The organism is Klebsiella sp. GFKo11 (genome assembly GCF_056490265.1).
Genome location: NZ_CM151369.1, coordinates 1,860,328 through 1,878,553 on the forward strand (window position 1 = coordinate 1,860,328; position 18,226 = coordinate 1,878,553).

Annotated in this window: 17 protein-coding genes; 12 read left to right on the top strand and 5 right to left on the bottom strand. The window is 51.9% G+C overall.

The window, feature by feature from the left end; translation table 11 throughout:
* The first annotated feature begins 14 nt into the window (after nt 1-14).
* Nucleotides 15-569, top strand: a complete 555-nt coding sequence (yfcD, locus tag AC07P6_RS09095; RefSeq protein ID WP_110272263.1) for an NUDIX hydrolase YfcD — start codon at nt 15-17, stop codon at nt 567-569.
* A 4-nt stretch (nt 570-573) separates the two neighbouring features.
* On the opposite strand, the gene AC07P6_RS09100 is transcribed toward yfcD, so the two are convergent.
* A complete protein-coding gene (locus tag AC07P6_RS09100) occupies nt 574-1,593 on the bottom strand; it encodes a LacI family DNA-binding transcriptional regulator (RefSeq protein ID WP_112212975.1) in 1,020 nt (339 codons plus the stop codon).
* Between the two features lie 235 nt (nt 1,594-1,828).
* Between AC07P6_RS09100 and AC07P6_RS09105 the strand changes: the two genes are divergently transcribed.
* The 5 genes from AC07P6_RS09105 (at nt 1,829) to AC07P6_RS09125 (ending at nt 5,809) form a co-directional block, all read left to right on the top strand.
* Nucleotides 1,829-2,272, top strand: a complete 444-nt coding sequence (locus AC07P6_RS09105) for a PTS sugar transporter subunit IIA (protein WP_478316068.1) — start codon at nt 1,829-1,831, stop codon at nt 2,270-2,272.
* A 79-nt stretch (nt 2,273-2,351) separates the two neighbouring features.
* Entirely contained in the window at nt 2,352-2,624 is a 273-nt protein-coding gene (locus AC07P6_RS09110; protein WP_041146575.1) for a PTS sugar transporter subunit IIB, read from the top strand.
* Nucleotides 2,625-2,644: 20 nt separating this feature from the next.
* Entirely contained in the window at nt 2,645-4,036 is a 1,392-nt protein-coding gene (locus tag AC07P6_RS09115) for a PTS ascorbate transporter subunit IIC (RefSeq protein ID WP_478316069.1), read from the top strand.
* Complete coding sequence (locus tag AC07P6_RS09120) at nt 4,033-4,863, top strand: transketolase (protein WP_478316070.1); 831 nt, start codon at nt 4,033-4,035, stop codon at nt 4,861-4,863. Before AC07P6_RS09115 ends, AC07P6_RS09120 begins: the two co-directional genes overlap by 4 nt.
* Nucleotides 4,856-5,809, top strand: coding sequence for a transketolase family protein (locus AC07P6_RS09125; RefSeq protein ID WP_478316071.1), 954 nt, complete (start codon nt 4,856-4,858; stop codon nt 5,807-5,809). The genes AC07P6_RS09120 and AC07P6_RS09125 overlap by 8 nt, the downstream gene beginning before the upstream one ends.
* 46 nt (nt 5,810-5,855) lie before the next feature.
* Here AC07P6_RS09125 and pta read toward each other — a convergent pair whose 3' ends face one another.
* Nucleotides 5,856-8,000: a phosphate acetyltransferase gene (gene pta / locus AC07P6_RS09130; RefSeq protein WP_182240119.1), complete on the bottom strand. Its 2,145-nt coding sequence runs from the start codon at nt 7,998-8,000 to the stop codon at nt 5,856-5,858.
* A gap of 200 nt (nt 8,001-8,200) precedes the next feature.
* Nucleotides 8,201-9,403: an acetate kinase gene (gene ackA / locus AC07P6_RS09135; protein WP_110272271.1), complete on the bottom strand. Its 1,203-nt coding sequence runs from the start codon at nt 9,401-9,403 to the stop codon at nt 8,201-8,203.
* A 335-nt stretch (nt 9,404-9,738) separates the two neighbouring features.
* Between ackA and yfbV the strand changes: the two genes are divergently transcribed.
* The 4 genes from yfbV to AC07P6_RS09155 all read left to right on the top strand — a co-directional run bounded on the left by yfbV (nt 9,739) and on the right by AC07P6_RS09155 (nt 13,355).
* Nucleotides 9,739-10,194, top strand: a complete 456-nt coding sequence (gene yfbV / locus AC07P6_RS09140; protein ID WP_110272272.1) for a terminus macrodomain insulation protein YfbV — start codon at nt 9,739-9,741, stop codon at nt 10,192-10,194.
* Nucleotides 10,195-10,280: 86 nt separating this feature from the next.
* Nucleotides 10,281-10,775, top strand: coding sequence for a YfbU family protein (locus tag AC07P6_RS09145; RefSeq protein ID WP_112212982.1), 495 nt, complete (start codon nt 10,281-10,283; stop codon nt 10,773-10,775).
* 11 nt (nt 10,776-10,786) lie between these two features.
* Complete coding sequence (locus AC07P6_RS09150) at nt 10,787-11,446, top strand: sugar phosphatase (protein WP_434662237.1); 660 nt, start codon at nt 10,787-10,789, stop codon at nt 11,444-11,446.
* A gap of 76 nt (nt 11,447-11,522) precedes the next feature.
* Nucleotides 11,523-13,355 (top strand): SLC13 family permease, encoded by a 1,833-nt coding sequence (locus tag AC07P6_RS09155; protein ID WP_304252460.1) that lies wholly within the window; start codon nt 11,523-11,525, stop codon nt 13,353-13,355.
* A gap of 53 nt (nt 13,356-13,408) precedes the next feature.
* On the opposite strand, the gene yfbR is transcribed toward AC07P6_RS09155, so the two are convergent.
* The gene (gene yfbR, locus AC07P6_RS09160) at nt 13,409-14,008 is read right to left on the bottom strand and encodes a 5'-deoxynucleotidase (protein WP_181485477.1); all 600 of its coding nucleotides are present in this window, start codon (nt 14,006-14,008) and stop codon (nt 13,409-13,411) included.
* 87 nt (nt 14,009-14,095) lie between these two features.
* Nucleotides 14,096-15,313, bottom strand: coding sequence for an alanine transaminase AlaA (gene alaA, locus AC07P6_RS09165; protein ID WP_110272277.1), 1,218 nt, complete (start codon nt 15,311-15,313; stop codon nt 14,096-14,098).
* Nucleotides 15,314-16,196: 883 nt separating this feature from the next.
* Here alaA and AC07P6_RS09170 point away from each other — a divergent pair.
* Nucleotides 16,197-17,123 carry a LysR substrate-binding domain-containing protein gene (locus tag AC07P6_RS09170; protein WP_478316072.1) on the top strand — a complete coding sequence of 309 codons (927 nt, stop codon included), beginning with the start codon at nt 16,197-16,199 and terminating at the stop codon, nt 17,121-17,123.
* Nucleotides 17,124-17,776: 653 nt separating this feature from the next.
* Nucleotides 17,777-18,223, top strand: coding sequence for an NADH-quinone oxidoreductase subunit NuoA (gene nuoA / locus AC07P6_RS09175; protein WP_004123140.1), 447 nt, complete (start codon nt 17,777-17,779; stop codon nt 18,221-18,223).
* The last annotated feature ends 3 nt before the right edge of the window (nt 18,224-18,226 follow it).

An 18,226-nucleotide genomic window follows, 5' to 3' on the forward strand; every position in this document is an offset into this window, starting at 1 on the left:
AGTAAGGTTTCCTGATGGCGGAACAGAACGATTTGGCAAGCACAGAATGGGTCGATATTGTTAATGAAAACAATGAGGTGATAGCACAATCCAGCCGCGAACAAATGCGTGCGGAGTGTCTGCGTCATCGGGCGACCTACATTGTTGTTCACGATGGGATGGGCAAAATCCTCGTGCAGCGCCGTACCGAAACTAAGGATTTCCATCCGGGAATGCTGGATGCCACCGCGGGTGGCGTGGTGCAGGCGGATGAGCAAATGTTGGAGTCCGCGCGCCGCGAAGCGGAAGAAGAGCTCGGCATCGCCGGTGTTCCCTTTGCCGACCACGGACAGTTCTACTACGAAGATAAACACTGCCGCGTCTGGGGTGGCCTGTTTAGCTGCGTATCGCACGGACCTTTCGCCCTGCAAGAAGAGGAAGTGAGTGAAGTGTGCTGGCTGACGCCGGTGGAGATCACCGCACGCTGCGACGAGTTCACGCCGGATTCATTGAAAGCGCTGGCTCTATGGATGACCCGTAATGCTAATAATGAGTCATCGAAAGCTGAAAAACAGGAAGAGGCGGAGTAGCCGCCTAACAGCTATCCCGCAGGCATAAGCTGGAGGTGATGGGTTTTCTGTCGCTCCAGCTCCCCTCATTCAGGCGCTCCAGTAGCGCACGCCCGGCCTCAATGCCAATCTTGTGGTGCGGCACCGCCATCGTGGTTAACGGCGGTTGGCAAACCCGACTGACATCGCTATCTCCAAAGCCAACGACGGCTAAATCGTCAGGAACTTTAATACGCCGACGCTGGCATTCATACAGTGCGCCACATGCCAGTTCATCGGAAACGCAAACCAGCGCATCCAGCTCCGGCCAGGCCAGTAAAAACTCAGGCAGTTGTGAAGCGCCGGTGGAAAAATTGGGTGGCAGGGCGGCGTTAATCACCCGATTGGGCGACATATGGTGGCGCAGCATCGCTTTATACCAGCCTTGCAAATGCTGCTGAAAAATCCACTGCTCCTGATTGGCACACAGTAGACCAATATTCTGGTAGCCGCGGTGGATGAGCATCTCCGTGAGTTCGAACATCGCTGCGACGTTATCAATACCGATATTCATGTCGAGGGGGTCGGCGCGCATCGCACCCATTTCCATCACCGGAATTGAGGCGTTCTTCAGCCAATGGCGTACAGTATCGCTATGCTCAACGCTAAGCAGGATGGCGGCGGCGATATTGGAGGCCAACAGGGTTTCAAGCAGTTTCTCTTCCTGCTCCAACCGGTGCTGTGACTCCGCCAGCATGATTTGATAGCCCGCAGGCTGTAAGACTTGCTGAAGTCCGGCAAACATTGCTGAACATCCCGACTCAGCAAGATTTGGCACCACCATCGCTATTGTTCTTGAAGAGGCTGAAGCCAGCGCGCTGGCGGCAAGGTTGGGCATATATCCCAGTTCCTGCACTGCCGCTTCAATTTTTTCACGCAGTTTATCGGAAACCTGCTCCGGCGTGCGCAGAGCACGGGAAACGGTCATCGTGCCCACACCAGCAAGCTGAGCAACATCGGCGATCGTCACTTTGCCGGTACTACGCCGTTTTCGGGTTAGAGACATACACATTCCTGTTGAACAGACGCTTTTTATCATCATCCATCACTTCACGTGTTTGGCAGTATACGCCTTAAATGCCTACTTTTTTTGCGTTTTCACATGATGATGATGAATTGATAGCGCTATCACAAATCTGAATGTTATCTGTTGGTAGCGCTATCTTTGTGATCGTTCTCGCAGTTAACTGTTGGTAGCTTGAATAAAGTTTGCTCATCTTTTGCTGATAACGAGGGACAAGATGCTTAAAACATGGATCTCTGATGCAACCATTACGCTCCAGCAGGAAGTAGAAACCTGGCCGCAGGCGCTGGATATCTGCGCCAGGCCGTTGCTTGAATCCGGCGTCATCGCGCCTGAGTATGTGACGGCGATCGTTGAGCAACACCATAAACTGGGGCCGTATTATGTGCTGGCTCCGGGGTTGGCAATGCCGCATGCGCGGCCGGAAGAGGGGGCGAAAGGCTTAGGTTTATCGCTACTGAAGCTGGAACAGGGCGTGTCATTTGGTTCTGAAGAGTTCGACCCGGTTGATATAATTATTATGCTTGCGGCACCGGATAAGCACAGCCACATCGAAACGATCTCCGCGCTAGCGGAATTATTTTCCAGTGATGAAGATATGGAAAAATTACATCAGGCGAAAACCCTGGAGGAGATAAAAACAATAATTGCACGATTCTGAGTTAATTCGATAATCCGATTTATAACCCATTACGCGCTAGCGTGATGCGGACGAACTCTACCCAAAAAAGGTGATAATAATGAAAATCATGGCAATTTGTGGTTCAGGCCTGGGCAGTAGTTTTATGGTTGAGATGAATATTAAAAAAGTGCTTAAAAAACTTGAAATAGAAGCTGAAGTGGAGCACTCCGATCTCTCATCGGCAACGCCGGGCGCGGCAGATTTATTTGTGATGGCAAAAGATATTGCCGCCAGCGCCAGCGTGCCGGAAAGCCAGCTGGTGGTGATCACCAACATCATCGACATTAATGAACTCGAAGCGCAGCTGCGCGCGTGGTTCGCCAAACAATAACTCTTTATAGCGAGGCGGATATGTTTATCCTTGAAACGCTGAATTTTGTTGTTGATATTCTCAAGGTACCCTCCGTTCTGGTCGGGTTAATTGCGCTAATTGGTCTGGTTGCGCAAAAAAAATCTTTTTCCGATGTCGTGAAAGGAACGATAAAAACTATTCTGGGTTTTATCGTTCTGGGTGGTGGCGCGACGGTATTAGTCGGCTCTCTTAATCCGTTAGGGGGAATGTTTGAGCATGCCTTTAATATTCAGGGGATTATTCCTAATAACGAGGCGATTGTTTCTATTGCTCTGGAAAAATATGGTGCTTCAACCGCGCTGATTATGGCATTTGGGATGGTGGCAAATATTCTGGTCGCGCGCTTTACGCGTCTGAAATACATCTTCCTGACCGGGCATCACACCTTCTATATGGCCTGTATGATCGGCGTGATCCTCACCGTGGCGGGCTTCGAAGGCGTCGGACTCGTGTTTACCGGCTCGCTGATTCTCGGACTGGTGATGGCGTTCTTCCCGGCGCTGGCGCAGCGCTATATGAAGCGGATTACCGGTACCGATGATATCGCTTTCGGCCATTTCGGTACGCTGGGCTATGTGCTCTCAGGCTGGATTGGCAGCGTCTGCGGCAAAGGCTCTCGCTCGACCGAAGAGATGAATCTGCCGAAGAACCTGAGCTTCCTGCGCGACAGCTCCATCTCCATTTCGCTGACCATGATGATTATCTATTTGATTATGGCGGTGAGTGCGGGGCGTGAGTATGTTGAAAGCACCTACAGCGGCGGCCAGAACTATCTGGTGTACGCCATCATTATGGCGATTACCTTCGCCGCCGGGGTGTTCATCATCCTGCAAGGGGTTCGTCTGATTCTGGCGGAAATTGTACCGGCTTTTACCGGCTTCTCGGAAAAGCTGGTGCCAAATGCGCGCCCTGCGCTGGACTGTCCTGTTGTTTACCCCTACGCGCCCAATGCCGTGCTGATTGGTTTCCTGTTTAGCTTCCTCGGTGGTCTGGTCGGGTTATTCCTCTGCGGGCAGTTTAAGTGGGTACTGATTTTGCCGGGCGTGGTGCCGCACTTCTTTACCGGTGCGACTGCCGGGGTGTTCGGCAATGCTACCGGTGGCCGTCGTGGAGCAATGATCGGTGCTTTTGCCAACGGTCTGCTGATCACCTTCCTGCCAGTGCTGCTGCTTCCGGTGCTGGGGGCGATTGGTTTTGCCAACACCACCTTCTCTGATGCGGACTTCGGCGCGGTAGGGATTGTGCTCGGTAACCTGGCGCGCTACCTGTCACCGATGGTGATTACGGGTCTTGTCGTGGCGTTGTTCGCACTGCTGGTGGCCTACAACATTTTTGCGAAAAAGAAATCTGCGGGCGGTAGCGCGCAGGAGAACAGCGGAGCCAAATCATGAATGTGAAAGAAGTGACCCAACTGGCGCGTGACATTCGCGTCGCCACCTTAAAATCGCTGACGAATCTGGGTTTTGGTCACTATGGCGGCAGTATGTCGGTGGTGGAAACGCTGGCGGTGTTATATGGCGCGGTAATGAAAATCGACCCCGCCGATCCGGACTGGTCGGAGCGCGATTACTTTGTACTGTCGAAAGGTCATGCGGGCCCGGCGTTATACAGCACGTTAGCCATCAAGGGCTATTTCCCATTGGAAGAGCTAAGCACGCTCAACCATAACGGTACGCGCCTGCCCAGCCATCCGGACAGGCTGAAAACGCGCGGCGTCGATGCCACAACCGGATCGCTGGGGCAGGGGATTTCTATCGCTGGCGGTATGGCGTTGTCGCATAAGCTGGCGGGGCGCGCGAATCGCGTATTCTGCATCGTCGGCGACGGCGAGCTGAATGAAGGCCAGTGCTGGGAAGCGTTCCAGTTTATCGCCCACCATCGGCTGAACAACCTGACGGTGTTTGTTGACTGGAATAAGCTCCAGCTTGACGGCTCGCTGGATGACATTATTTGCGCTTTCAATCTGGAAGATAAATTCCGCGCCTTTGGTTTTGATGTTGTCACGGTGAAAGGTGATGACATTTCCGGACTGCTGGCGGCGGTTCAGCCGATACCGTCTACAGATGCACGTCCGAGCGTGGTGATCCTTGATAGCATTAAAGGGCAGGGCGTGCCGTATCTTGAGCAGCTCAGTAATAACCATCACCTGCGTCTGACGGATGAGATGAAAGAGGCGCTGAACGAGACGATTCGCCAACTGGAGGCCGCACATGATTAAGGTTGCACCCGCAGGACAAAAAGATAGCGTAGAGATGCGCAAGGTGTACGCCAGATTCATCACGCAAGAGATTGAAGCGGGCGGCCCGATTATTGCCCTGGAAGCGGACTTGATGAGCTCAATGGCGATGGATGGCGTGGCGCGGGAGTATCCGCAGCATGTGATCAACTGCGGCATTATGGAAGCCAACGTGATTGGCACTGCCGCCGGGCTGGCGTTGACCGGACGCAAGCCATTTGTTCATACCTTTACCGCCTTCGCCAGCCGTCGCTGCTTTGACCAGATATTTATGTCGCTGGATTATCAGCGTAATAACGTCAAAGTGATCGCCTCGGATGCGGGTATTACCGCCTGCCATAATGGCGGAACCCATATGTCGTTTGAGGATATGGGCATTGTGCGCGGCCTGGCGCACTCGGTGGTGCTGGAAGTGACTGATGCGGTGATGTTCGACGATATTCTGCGCCAGCTTATCAATCTTGACGGTTTCTACTGGGTGCGCACGATCCGTAAACAGGCGCCGAGCGTGTATGCGGCGGGCTCAACGTTTACCATCGGCAAGGGTAACGTGCTGCGCGAAGGTGAAGATATCACACTGATCGCCAACGGCATTATGGTGGTAGAAGCGCTGGAAGCGGCGCGTCAGCTCGAACAGGAAGGGGTCAGCGCGGCAGTGATTGATATGTTTACCTTGAAGCCTATCGATCGCATGCTGGTGAAAAACTATGCTGAAAAAACCGGGCGTATCGTCACCTGTGAAAACCATAGTATTCATAATGGCCTGGGATCGGCGGTGGCGGAAGTGTTGGTGGAAACCTGTCCGGTACCGATGCGTCGCGTGGGAGTGAAAGAACGCTATGGTCAGGTGGGAACGCAGGACTTTTTGCAGAAGGAGTATGGCCTGACGGCGCATGATATTGTCTCGGCGGCGCGCGAGCTGCTGTAAATAAAAAGGCGACCAAACGGTCGCCTTTTTTCATGCCGGGGGCAGATTATGCTTGCTGCTGAGACGACTGAATCGCGGTCAGAGCGATGGTGTAGACGATATCGTCTACCAGCGCGCCACGGGACAGGTCGTTCACCGGCTTACGCATACCTTGCAGCATTGGCCCGATGGAGATCAGGTCGGCAGAACGCTGTACGGCTTTATAAGTGGTGTTACCGGTGTTCAGGTCCGGGAAGATGAACACGGTAGCGCGACCGGCAACCGGAGAATTCGGCGCTTTGGATTTCGCAACGTCAGCCATTACCGCGGCGTCGTACTGCAGCGGGCCGTCGATCATCAGGTCAGGACGTTTTTCCTGCGCCAGACGAGTCGCTTCGCGTACTTTCTCTACATCGCTGCCTGCGCCAGAGGTGCCGGTGGAGTAGGAGAGCATCGCAACGCGCGGTTCGATACCGAAAGCAGTTGCAGAGTCTGCAGACTGAATGGCGATTTCAGCCAGCTGTTCTGCCGTTGGGTCCGGGTTAATCGCGCAGTCGCCGTAAACGTAAACCTGTTCCGGCAGCAGCATGAAGAACACGGAAGAAACCAGCGAGCTGCCCGGTGCAGTTTTGATCAACTGCAGCGGCGGACGGATGGTGTTCGCAGTGGTATGAACCGCACCGGAAACCAGACCGTCAACATCGTCTTGTTCCAGCATCAGGGTACCGAGAACCACGTTATCTTCCAGCTGTTCGCGGGCGACGGTTTCGGTCATACCTTTGTTTTTACGCAGTTCGACCAGACGAGCAACGTAGCTTTCGCGAACCACTTCTGGATCAACGATTTCAACACCTGCGCCCAGCTCAACGCCCTGCGATGCCGCAACGCGGATGATCTCATCCGGGTTACCCAGCAGCACGCAGGTGGCGATACCGCGTTCAGCACAGATCGCGGCAGCTTTAACGGTACGCGGTTCGTCACCTTCCGGCAGAACAACGCGTTTGCCGGCTTTACGCGCCAGCTCGGTGAGCTGATAGCGGAAGGCTGGCGGAGAGAGGCGACGGCTGCGCTCGGAAGTTGCGGTCAGGGATTCAATCCAGTCAGCGTTGATGTAGTTAGCAACGTATTCCTGAACTTTCTCGATGCGCGCGTGATCGTCAGCCGGGACTTCGAGGTTAAAGCTCTGCAGGCTGAGAGAGGTCTGCCAGGTGTTGGTGTTAACCATGAATACCGGCAGGCCGGTCGCAAATGCACGTTCGCACAGCTTGCTTACACGAGGGTCCATTTCATAGGCCCCGGTCAGCAGGATAGCGCCGATTTCTACGCCGTTCATCGCTGCCAGACAGGCTGCAACCAGCACGTCAGGACGGTCTGCAGAGGTCACCAGCAGAGAACCGGCACGGAAGTGTTCCAACATATGCGGGATGCTACGTGCACAGAAGGTTACAGACTTCACGCGGCGAGTATTGATGTCGCCTTCGTTAATGATGGTGGCGTTCAGGTGATGCGCCATATCAATCGCACGAGTGGCAATCAGATCGAAGCTCCATGGCACTGCGCCAAGAACCGGTAGCGGGCTACCGTTTTGCAGCAGAGCCGGGTCAATTTTCACGACTTTCGCTTTGGAAGAGTCATCGAAAATTTCGGACAGGTCCGGGCGGGTGCGACCCTGCTCATCAACCGGAGCGTTCAGCTTGTTGACGATAACGCCGGTAATGCTGGTGTTTTTCGCGCCGCCGAAGCTGCTGCGAGTCAGTTCCATGCGTTCTTTCAGCTGTTCCGGAGTATCGGTGCCCTGAGACATCACGAAGACGATTTCCGCGTTCAGCGTTTTAGCAATTTCGTAGTTCAGCGACTGGGCAAACTGATGCTTGCGGGTCGGCACCAGGCCTTCAACCAGCACGACTTCAGCATCCTGAGCATTAGCATGGTAGTTGGCGATGATCTCTTCCATCAGCACGTCTTTCTGGTTGCTGGAAAGCAGCGACTCAACGTGGCTCATTTTTAACGGTTCTGCGGCCGGAAGGTCGGAGTTCGCGCGAATGATGGTAGTGGTCTGGTCTGGTGCATCGCCACCAGCACGCGGCTGGGCGATAGGTTTAAAGACGCTCAGACGAACGCCTTTACGTTCCATAGCACGGATAACGCCGAGGCTGACGCTGGTCAGGCCTACGCTGGTTCCGGTAGGGATCAACATGATTGTACGGGACACGATATATCCTCTTTCGTTACCGCCAGTATCGGGCGGGATACAAAACTGCACCACCAGCTTCCCGTCATACTTCAAGTTGCATGTGCGTTGGCTTTCCTCGCTCACCCCAGTTACGTACTACTCGTACGCTCCTGGGGATTCGCTGCGTCGCCGCCTTCCTGTAACTCGAATTATTTAGGGTTATCGCTGGCGGTGTGGAATCAAGCGGTCAGACGGTTGGCGTCTTGCGCGATGACCAGCTCTTCGTTGGTCGGAATGACGACAGCCGGGCGGGTGCCTTCTTTGTTGATGAAGCCAGACTTGCCGAAGCGGGCAGCCAGGTTGCGTTCGTGATCAACTTCGAAGCCCAGAACGCCCAGTTTGCCCAGGGATAGTTCGCGAACCATAGCCGCGTTCTCACCGATACCACCGGTAAACACAACTGCGTCCAGACGACCGTCCATCAGCGCGGTATAGGAACCGATGTATTTTGCTAGGCGATGGCAGTAAACGTCCATTGCACGTTTAGCATCTGCTTTTTCTTTGTAGTTGTCTTCAACATAGCGGCAGTCGCTGGTCACTTCGGTCAGACCGAGCAGACCGGACTCTTTGGTCAGCATTTTGTTGATAGCGTCTACGCTCATGCCAAGGGCATCGTGCAGATGGAAAATGATTGCTGGATCGATGTCACCAGAACGGGTGCCCATGACCAGACCTTCCAGTGGGGTCAGACCCATAGAAGTATCAACGCATTTACCGTTGCGGATAGCAGAAACGGAACCACCATTGCCCAGGTGGCAGGTGATGATGTTCAGTTCTTCAACCGGTTTGTTCAAAACCTTAGCGGCTTCCTGAGTCACATAGAAGTGGCTGGTGCCGTGCGCGCCGTAGCGACGTACGCCGTGCTCTTTGTACAGGCTGTACGGCAGGGCATAAAGGTAAGACTCTTCCGGCATGGTCTGATGGAACGCGGTGTCAAACACGGCAACGTTCTTGTCTTTCAGATGCGGGAAGGATTTCAGTGCTTCTGCGATACCGATCAGGTGCGCTGGGTTGTGCAGTGGAGCGAAAGATGCGGAATCTTTGATACCCTGGATGACGGAGTCATCAATCACTACGGAGCTGGTGTATTTCTCGCCGCCGTGAACGATACGATGGCCAATAGAGGTTATCTGAGCGGACAGTTCTGGTTTTTGTGCCAGAATAGTGTTAACGATAAAGTTAAGTGCTTCACTGTGAGCAGCGCCCGCGCCTAATTCGGCTTCTTGCTTGCTGCCGTCCATTTTCCATTTGATACGGGCTTCCGGAAGATGGAAACATTCAGCTAAACCGGACAGGTATTCGTCACCGTTTAGGGCATCAAGGATAGCGAATTTCAGAGAGGAGCTACCGCAGTTCAGAACCAGTACTAACTTACTCGACATGGAAGTACCTTTTATGATACGTGGCTAAAAAAACGTCAGTGTGTCACAAAGCGTAGCGCAGGATGACATCGACATTTATGATTAACATCATGCCTTGAACGTTTTTGGGCATGATGGGAGAAGTACATTTGATTTTATGCCATTTTGCCTAATTTTCAGCTAATGGCAGAATATGCGATAATTTGACTAATCTGGTAAAAGGGTCTAACTGCCCTTCAGGTCGGCACAGAATACCTGATTGCGTAACCATTGCCAAAATCTTTTGAACGTTGTCATGCACAGTTGGTGTTTTGCACGAATTTTTTAAGTTTTATATGTAAAGTTGAGGTAAAGCCATGTCCAGTCCCGAGAATCGCCCCGTTAGCTTTTTTGGCTTGTTTCGCCATGGGCAGCACTACGCAAAGACCTGGCCTCTGGATAAACGTCTCGCTCCGGTATTTATCGAAAACCGCATTATTCGCGCCACCCGCTATGCGATTCGCATTATGCCGCCAGTCGCTATCTTCACACTGTGCTGGCAAATCGCCCTTGGCGGGCAATTAGGTCCAGCTGTCGCCACGGCGCTGTTTGCGCTAAGCCTGCCGATGCAAGGTTTATGGTGGCTGGGGAAACGTTCAGTCACGCCGCTGCCGCCATCGGTGCTGAATTGGTTTTATGAAGTTCGCGGTAAACTGCAGGAGGCGGGGCAGGCGCTGGCGCCGGTTGACGGCAAGCCCGATTACCAGGCTTTAGCTGACACGCTTAAGCGCGCCTTCAAACAACTGGATAAAACTTTCCTGGATGATTTGTAATTGCATCAGGAAAACGCATATAAAAGAAGGCGCATGATTCATGCGCCTTCTTTTTTCACGCCAAAAAGTGCTACAGGAGTCAAAAAATGGAAATGACCAATGCGCAGCGTCTGATTTTATCTAATCAGTACAAGATGATGACGATGCTCGACCCGGACAACGCTGAACGTTACCGTCGTCTACAGACCATCATTGAGCGTGGATATGGGTTGCAGATGCGCGAGCTGGACCGCGAATTTGGCCAGCTGACAGAGGAAACCTGCCGTACCGTCATTGATATCATGGAGATGTATCACGCATTGCATGTCTCCTGGACTAACCTGAAGGATTCCAGCGGAATCGACGAGCGTCGGGTAACTTTCCTAGGCTTTGACGTGGCGACCGAAGCCCGCTACCTCGGATATGTTCGCTTTATCGTTAACATTGAAGGGCGTTACAGCCATTTCGACGCCGGGACTCACGGCTTCAATTCGCAAACCCCGATGTGGGAAAAATACCAGCGTATGCTTAACGCCTGGCACTCTTGCCCGCGTCAGTATCATTTAAGCAGCAACGAAATTAATCAAATTATCAATGCCTGATGGAGGTTCCCGTGCAGTGTAAAGGTTTCCTGTTTGATCTTGACGGGACATTGGTCGATTCGTTACCGGTAGTGGAACGTTCGTGGTGCAAATGGGCGGATCGGTTCGGTATCCCGCACGATGAAGTATTGAACTTCATTCATGGCAAACAGGCGATAACCTCGTTGCGTCATTTTCTACCCGGCCGCAGCGAAGAAGAGATTCAGGCCGAGTTCACCCGGCTGGAAACGGTAGAGGCGACGGATACGGATGGCATAACGGCGCTGCCTGGGGCGATTGCGTTACTTAATACTCTCGACCAGGCCGGTATTCCCTGGGCGATCGTAACGTCGGGTTCGATACCTGTCGCCCATGCACGTCACCGTGCGGCGGGGTTGCCTGACACCAATGTTTTCGTCACCGCCGAGCGCGTGAAACACGGAAAGCCCGCTCCGGACGCTTATCTGCTGGGGGCTGAACTGTTGGGTCTGGAGCCGAAAGATTGCGCTGTCGTGGAGGATGCCCCTGCCGGGCTGCTCTCCGGACTGACTGCTGGCTGCCGGACTATCGCAGTAAATGTGCCTGCGGATGCGCCGCGGCTTGATGAAGCAGATTTTGTGTTAACGACGCTTGAAAACCTGAAGGTTGAGCGTCTGGCCGACGGCAATGTGAATGTTAGCCTTAAAGACTAATCTCATGATTTAGCCCCGCACTGGCGGGGCTTTTTTATGCCAAACTTCCAACTCCATCTTCTGACAAGGATAAGTTGTGAACGGTGAATTGATTTGGGTGTTATCTCTTCTTGCCGTAGCCGTAGTGCTCTTTGCCACCGGAAAAGTGCGCATGGACGCTATCGCACTGTTAGTCATTGTTGCTTTTGTCCTTAGCGATACGCTGACCCTCAGCGAAGCTTTCTCAGGTTTTAGCGATCCCAACGTCATTCTTATCGCCGCGCTATTTATTATTGGCGATGGTCTGGTGCGTACCGGGGTCGCTACCAAAATGGGGTCGTGGCTGGTGAAGGTTGCCGGTAACAGCGAAACCAAAATGCTGGTGTTTCTCATGCTTACCGTTGCCGGACTGGGCGCTTTTATGAGCTCAACGGGCGTGGTGGCTATTTTTATTCCAGTGGTGCTTAGCGTCTCAATGCGCATGAATACGTCGCCCTCGCGCCTGATGATGCCGCTCAGTTTCGCCGGACTGATCAGTGGGATGATGACCCTGGTCGCCACGCCTCCCAACCTGGTGGTCAACAGCGAGCTTTTACGTGAAGGGTTACAGGGATTTAGCTTTTTTAGCGTCACGCCAATAGGCCTGGTGGTACTGGTACTGGGTGTTTTCTATATGCTGGTGATGCGCTTCATGCTCAGAGGGGAAGAGAGCGAGCAAGCGCGTGATGGCCGTAAAAGAAGTACTTTCCGCGATTTAATCAAAGATTACCATCTGACGGGGAGAGCTCGCCGTCTGGCAATTCGTCCCGGATCGCCAATGATTGGCCAGCGTCTGGATGATCTGAAACTGCGCGAACGCTACGGTGCGAACGTTATCGGGGTTGAGCGCTGGAGACGTTTTCGGCGAGTTATCGTTAACGTAAATGGAGTATCGGAATTTCGCGCTCGCGATGTATTGCTGATCGATATGTCCGCCTCGGATGTGGATTTACGCCAGTTCTGCGGCGAGCAAATGCTCGAACCTATGATCCTGCGCGGTGAGTATTTTTCCGACCAGGCTCTGGACGTAGGCATGGCGGAGGTCTCGCTGATCCCCGATTCCGAGCTGATAGGCAAAACGGTGCGCGAAATCGCTTTCCGTACTCGTTTCGATCTAAACATCGTGGGGCTAAAGCGTGATGGTAAAGCCCTTGATGGCGCGGTGACCGATGAGTCTTTGCAGCTTGGCGATATCATGCTGGTGGTCGGTAACTGGCGGCAAATTGCCCTGTTGGCTAAGCGGGGCCGCGACTTTGTGGTGCTGAATATGCCAATTGAAGTCAACGATGCCTCACCTGCGCACAGTCAGGCACCGCACGCCATTTTCTGCCTGGTGCTGATGGTGGCGCTGATGCTGACTGACGAAATTCCCAACCCGATAGCGGCGATTATCGCCTGTTTGCTGATGGGCAAATTCCGTTGTATTAACGCCGAGAGCGCATACAAAGCGATTCACTGGCCGAGTATTATTTTGATTGTCGGGATGATGCCTTTTGCCTTGGCGCTGCAGAAAACCGGCGGTGTGGATCTGGTGGTTAAAGGGTTAATGGACGTGGCGGGAAGCAGAGGACCCTATCTGATGTTGGGTTGTTTGTTTGTGATGTGCGCGACAATCGGGCTGTTTATTTCAAATACCGCCACTGCGGTGTTGATGGCGCCCATTGCGCTGGCGGCGGCGAAGTCGATGGGGGTGTCGCCTTATCCCTTCGCGATGGTGGTGGCAATGGCGGCTTCAGCGGCGTTTATGACGCCTGTATCGTCGCCGGTGAATACGCTGGTGCTTGGGCCGGGTAAGTATTCATTCAGCGATTTCGTAAAGATTGGCGTACCGTTTACCGTGATGGTCATGGTGGTGTGCGTACTGCTGATCCCGGTGCTGTTTCCGTTCTGATTTCGCAGAGAAATCGCCCCGGTCATGCATCTGCTGACCGGGGATAAGCCTGTTTATAAAGGTGAGTCCTGGCTAATTTCATCCAGTGAAAGATGGAAGCTCGGCACAAATACCTGCATAAAATAGTCCATCTCCTCGCTGCGGCGTGATTCCAGCGTTTTCTCAAGACGACCTTTGGCCAGCAGAAACTCATTGTTGCCTGCCGACAGTTCTTCCAGGCACTTAAGATAGGCGCATAGCGCATCAGCCTGTTTAACGAGGGATTTCTCCTCATCGCTATAGTGATGCTCGTCAATCAGCGGCTCAAAAATATCGCGTAATTCATCAGGAACCATCTCGATCAGCTTCTGCTGAGCGATTTTCTCGATGGCTTTGTATTCTTGCGCAATCTGCGAGTTGAAATACTTCACTGGAGTGGGAAGATCGCCGGTCAGGACTTCCGAAGCATCGTGGTACATCGCTAACAATGCAATCCGTTCGGCATTAACCTGGCCGCCAAATTTACGATTTTTAATGGCTGCCAGCGCATGGGCAACCATCGCCACCTGCAAACTGTGTTCGGAGACGTTTTCGGTGCGCACATTGCGCATCAGCGGCCAGCGGCCGATCAGTTTCAGGCGGGAGAGGTGGGCAAAGAAATGACTCTGACTCATAGGAACCCTTAATCAGTAACAACGTCGGGGGTCATTGTGCGCAGGGATTGCCGCCGGATGCAAATTCCGGCGGCGGGCCTGACAAAATCAGAGCTGATGGTAACCGGAAAGGAAACGACCGAAGCGGGTGATTGCCAGTTCCAGATCGTCTTCACGTGGGAGGGTGACAATACGCACGTGATCCGGCCACGGCCAGTTGAATGCCGTGCCCTGAACCAATAGCACTTTTTCCTGTAGCAGGAAATCCAGCACCATCTTCTGGTCATCGTGGATATTAAAGCGTTTGGCGTCGATTTTCGGGAACATATACAGCGCGCCTTTCGGCTTGGTGCAGGATACGCCAGGAATTTCGTTAATGAGCTCCCACGCGCGATTACGCTGTTCGTATAAACGCCCACCGGGAACGATAAATTCGCTGATGCTCTGATATCCGCCAAGCGCCGTTTGAATCGCGTGCTGAGCAGGGACGTTGGCGCACAGGCGCATAGAGGCCAGCATCTCCAGGCCTTCAATATAGCCCTTCGCGTGCTTCTTCGGCCCGTTAAGCACCATCCAGCCCTGACGGAAGCCTGCAACGCGGTATGTTTTTGACAGGCCGTTAAAGGTGATGGTGAGCAGGTCCGGCGCCAGCGGCGCGATAGAGTGGTGCTGTGCGTGATCGTAGAGGATCTTGTCGTAGATCTCATCGGCGAAAATAATCAGATTATGCTGACGGGCGATCTCAACGATCTCCATCAGCAGCTCTTTTGAATACACTGCACCCGTTGGGTTATTCGGGTTGATAATCACAATGCCGCGAGTACGTGGAGTGATTTTAGCGCGGATATCATCGAGGTCCGGGAACCAGTCGGAAGACTCATCACAAAGGTAGTGCACCGCTTTTCCGCTGGAAAGAGACACTGCGGCGGTCCATAAAGGATAATCGGGCGCGGGTACCAGCATCTCATCGCCGCTATTAAGCAGCGCCTGCATGGCCTGCACGATAAGCTCAGAAACCCCGTTACCGATATAGATATCTTCGACCGTGACATCGCGCATGCCGCGGGCCTGGTAGTGCTGCATAATGGCTTTGCGGGCGGAATAGAGGCCCTTAGAGTCGCAGTAGCCCTGAGCTGTCGGGAGATTGCGGATGACGTCGACGAGAATTTCATCAGGTGCGTCAAAGCCAAACGGCGCCGGGTTGCCGATGTTCAGCTTCAGGACTTTATTGCCTTCTTCTTCAAGGCGTTTAGCCTCTTTCAGAACCGGGCCTCGGATATCGTAACAGACGTTATCTAACTTGCTGGATTTTTCGATGGGGGACATGAACCTTTGACCTTTTAGCTGTTATCGCCACTCCCTGCCGTGGAAGTCAGCACGGAATAATGTACTCCGCATCCCCGCTGTTTTGAAGGGTTAACAGGAGAAGATTTTGCCATAAATGTTTTTTTAGTGTAATCAATTTGTCTGTGAAATGGTCAGTCAGTATATACAATATACCTAATATGCTTAATGTTGTGGTTTTATGTTGTGCATGCATGATTTTTTATGAAGCTTTATCTGGTTTGTACTTAAGGAGGGCGACGGTTGATGGTTTTTTGCGCATAAAACACGTTATCCATTTTTGATAAACTTGAACTCACAATACGCTGAAATTTGTAACAAACGTGGCAGTCATTTTTTAATGGAAAACATTTAATAAATTAATGAATCTTATTTTTTGAAAGGAATATTCTTAGATTTGTGAATTTAATTAAAGTGCTGAAAAATGTTTAAAATTATCTGAGATAATACTGAATAACACTTATAAATATTGCGGTTTTCGGTTAGAATATCGCCGTTAATAGTGATATGCCGCTATGTCAGGCAGCGTTTTTTATTAATACATTGTTATTGCAGGTTTTTTTGTTTGTCTTCCCGATTGCTGCAACAAACTTTACTTGCTTGTGGAGCGCGGTTAATGGTCGTTGATAGCTATTTTTTTGCGTTACATCACATAAAGCGGGAATGTCCTAATTAAAAGCGGTTAGGCCTACGAACAAAATATTACTCAAAAATTTCGCACATTTGCTGCGGACGAGTGCTTTCAAATGCAATAACGTTCTTCCAGTTGTTCATCCATTGCGGATAACACGAGGCTTAAGGAATAGCCGGAAGCTGGACACAGCATCAACAAGGCAAGAATCAGTCGCCTGTAAGTGAAGCAACTATGATAAATGAAAATCGCCCGATACTAAATTTAGACCTCGATTTACTGAGAACCTTTGTTGCCGTCGCCGATCTCAATACGTTTGCCGCTGCCGCCGTGGCGGTGTGTCGCACACAGTCGGCGGTAAGCCAGCAGATGCAACGACTGGAGCAGCTGGTTGGAAAAGAACTCTTTGCTCGCCACGGGCGCAATAAATTACTCACGGAACAGGGTATTCAACTACTGGGGTATGCGCGGAAAATTCTGCGCTTCAATGACGAAGCCTGCATGTCGTTAATGTTCGGCAGCCTACAGGGAACGCTAACCATCGGTGCATCCGATGAGACGGCAGATACAATTTTACCGTTTTTATTGAATCGAATCGGAAGCTTTTATCCTAAATTGACGCTGGAAATCAAAGTTCTCAGCCATGTTGATGTAGTAGAGATGCTAAAGAATGGGGTGATTGATCTCGCGCTGACAACCCGTCAAACGGACAACTTCGAGACGTTGACGTTACGTCGCTCGCCGACGCTGTGGTACTGCGCAGCAGATTATGACCTTCCACAAGGCGAATCTATACCGCTTATCTTACTGGATGCACCGGGTCCGTTCCGGGAGGATATCATTTCGGTACTCAATACGGCCCAGTTACCCTGGCATCTGGCCCATGCGGCATCCTCACTGGCGGGCGTTAAGGCTGCGGTGAAGGCTGGTCTTGGCGTGACCGCACAACCCGTTGAAATGATGAACCCAGCGCTCCGGGTGCCAGGCAAGAGCGATGGCTTACCTGTTTTGCCGGATACACACTATGTGTTGCTCTGCGATCCACAGAAGGCCAATGAGTTAGCTCGCACCATTTTCCAGTCTTTAAGTGCGGATCGCGAACTGTTGTCGACAGAGCATGTTTATACCCCTGAAGGGGGAGATAATTCCCTGGTTTCCTGAAGGGCAAAAAGCTAACAAACGTCACAAAAACTAGTAACAAAATGTAAGTGTAAAAAAGAACCACAGAAAGCTGAAATGGGCACTGTGGTTCTTTTTTTTCAAATTTTATTGAAGAATTGAATATATTATTGATTTGTTTTTATTAAAATCAGTGAGTTAGTTTTGCGCTTCATCCCACTTCTGTACTTTTCTCAGCACTTTCAATACTTCCTGCTAATGTTAAAAAACCGGATGGTTTGTTGCTGTTTTTGGGGTTCAATTAACAAAAGCGTGTCACAGATCAAGAAAATACCCCTCCTTAGGGGGAGGAATCGTGGCTAAATCCTGTCAAAATAGCCGGGTAATTTTGATTTACGATGGAAACGGACACGATTCAACAGCATTAAATCCGAATGGTATGCAAGGTTATTCCGCATCAAAGGGCATTTAATGTTAATGAAAAAAATCCAATGTAAATTAATGTTGTTAAAACTTTTGTTGAAGTTGACAAAAGGTTAATGAAAGGAGTAAAAAGCCACCGCAACTGGCCTTCCGCATCAACCAGGGACGCTTTTTTGCACGGCTATTTTTTTTATTCCTCCCCGTGAAACGCTGTGGCGTTCATCTGCCAGTAAGAGCAGAGGGTTTTAGCGCTACACTTTTTTGGTTAAGCAATGCGTATGTCAACATCCACTGAAGTCATCGCTCATCATTGGGCATTCGCTATATTTCTCATCATCGCTATCGGTCTGTGCTGCCTGATGCTTGTCGGCGGCTGGTACCTCGGCGGACGCGCACGCGCGCGTAGCAAGAACACGCCATTTGAATCCGGGATCGACTCCGTTGGTTCAGCTCGCTTACGCCTTTCTGCGAAGTTTTATCTGGTTGCCATGTTCTTCGTTATCTTCGACGTGGAAGCCCTGTATCTCTACGCATGGTCGACTTCTATCCGCGAAAGCGGCTGGGTCGGCTTTGTGGAAGCCGCAATTTTCATTTTAGTGTTACTGGCTGGTCTGGTTTACCTCGTTCGTATCGGCGCACTGGACTGGACGCCTGCGCGCTCCCGTCGCACGCTGGTTAACCCGGAAACAGACAGTCCCACTAACCGTCATACGCAGTAAAAG

What these genes read in the sequence shown, in the direction of transcription:
- yfcD (WP_110272263.1), top strand. Translation starts at nt 15, where the DNA reads ATGGCGGAACAGAACGATTTGGCAAGCACAGAATGGGTCGATATTGTT.
- AC07P6_RS09100 (WP_112212975.1), bottom strand. Translation starts at nt 1,593, where the DNA reads ATGTCTCTAACCCGAAAACGGCGTAGTACCGGCAAAGTGACGATCGCC.
- AC07P6_RS09105 (WP_478316068.1), top strand. Translation starts at nt 1,829, where the DNA reads ATGCTTAAAACATGGATCTCTGATGCAACCATTACGCTCCAGCAGGAA.
- AC07P6_RS09110 (WP_041146575.1), top strand. Translation starts at nt 2,352, where the DNA reads ATGAAAATCATGGCAATTTGTGGTTCAGGCCTGGGCAGTAGTTTTATG.
- AC07P6_RS09115 (WP_478316069.1), top strand. Translation starts at nt 2,645, where the DNA reads ATGTTTATCCTTGAAACGCTGAATTTTGTTGTTGATATTCTCAAGGTA.
- AC07P6_RS09120 (WP_478316070.1), top strand. Translation starts at nt 4,033, where the DNA reads ATGAATGTGAAAGAAGTGACCCAACTGGCGCGTGACATTCGCGTCGCC.
- AC07P6_RS09125 (WP_478316071.1), top strand. Translation starts at nt 4,856, where the DNA reads ATGATTAAGGTTGCACCCGCAGGACAAAAAGATAGCGTAGAGATGCGC.
- ackA (WP_110272271.1), bottom strand. Translation starts at nt 9,403, where the DNA reads ATGTCGAGTAAGTTAGTACTGGTTCTGAACTGCGGTAGCTCCTCTCTG.
- yfbV (WP_110272272.1), top strand. Translation starts at nt 9,739, where the DNA reads ATGTCCAGTCCCGAGAATCGCCCCGTTAGCTTTTTTGGCTTGTTTCGC.
- AC07P6_RS09145 (WP_112212982.1), top strand. Translation starts at nt 10,281, where the DNA reads ATGGAAATGACCAATGCGCAGCGTCTGATTTTATCTAATCAGTACAAG.
- yfbR (WP_181485477.1), bottom strand. Translation starts at nt 14,008, where the DNA reads ATGAGTCAGAGTCATTTCTTTGCCCACCTCTCCCGCCTGAAACTGATC.
- alaA (WP_110272277.1), bottom strand. Translation starts at nt 15,313, where the DNA reads ATGTCCCCCATCGAAAAATCCAGCAAGTTAGATAACGTCTGTTACGAT.
- AC07P6_RS09170 (WP_478316072.1), top strand. Translation starts at nt 16,197, where the DNA reads ATGATAAATGAAAATCGCCCGATACTAAATTTAGACCTCGATTTACTG.
- nuoA (WP_004123140.1), top strand. Translation starts at nt 17,777, where the DNA reads ATGCGTATGTCAACATCCACTGAAGTCATCGCTCATCATTGGGCATTC.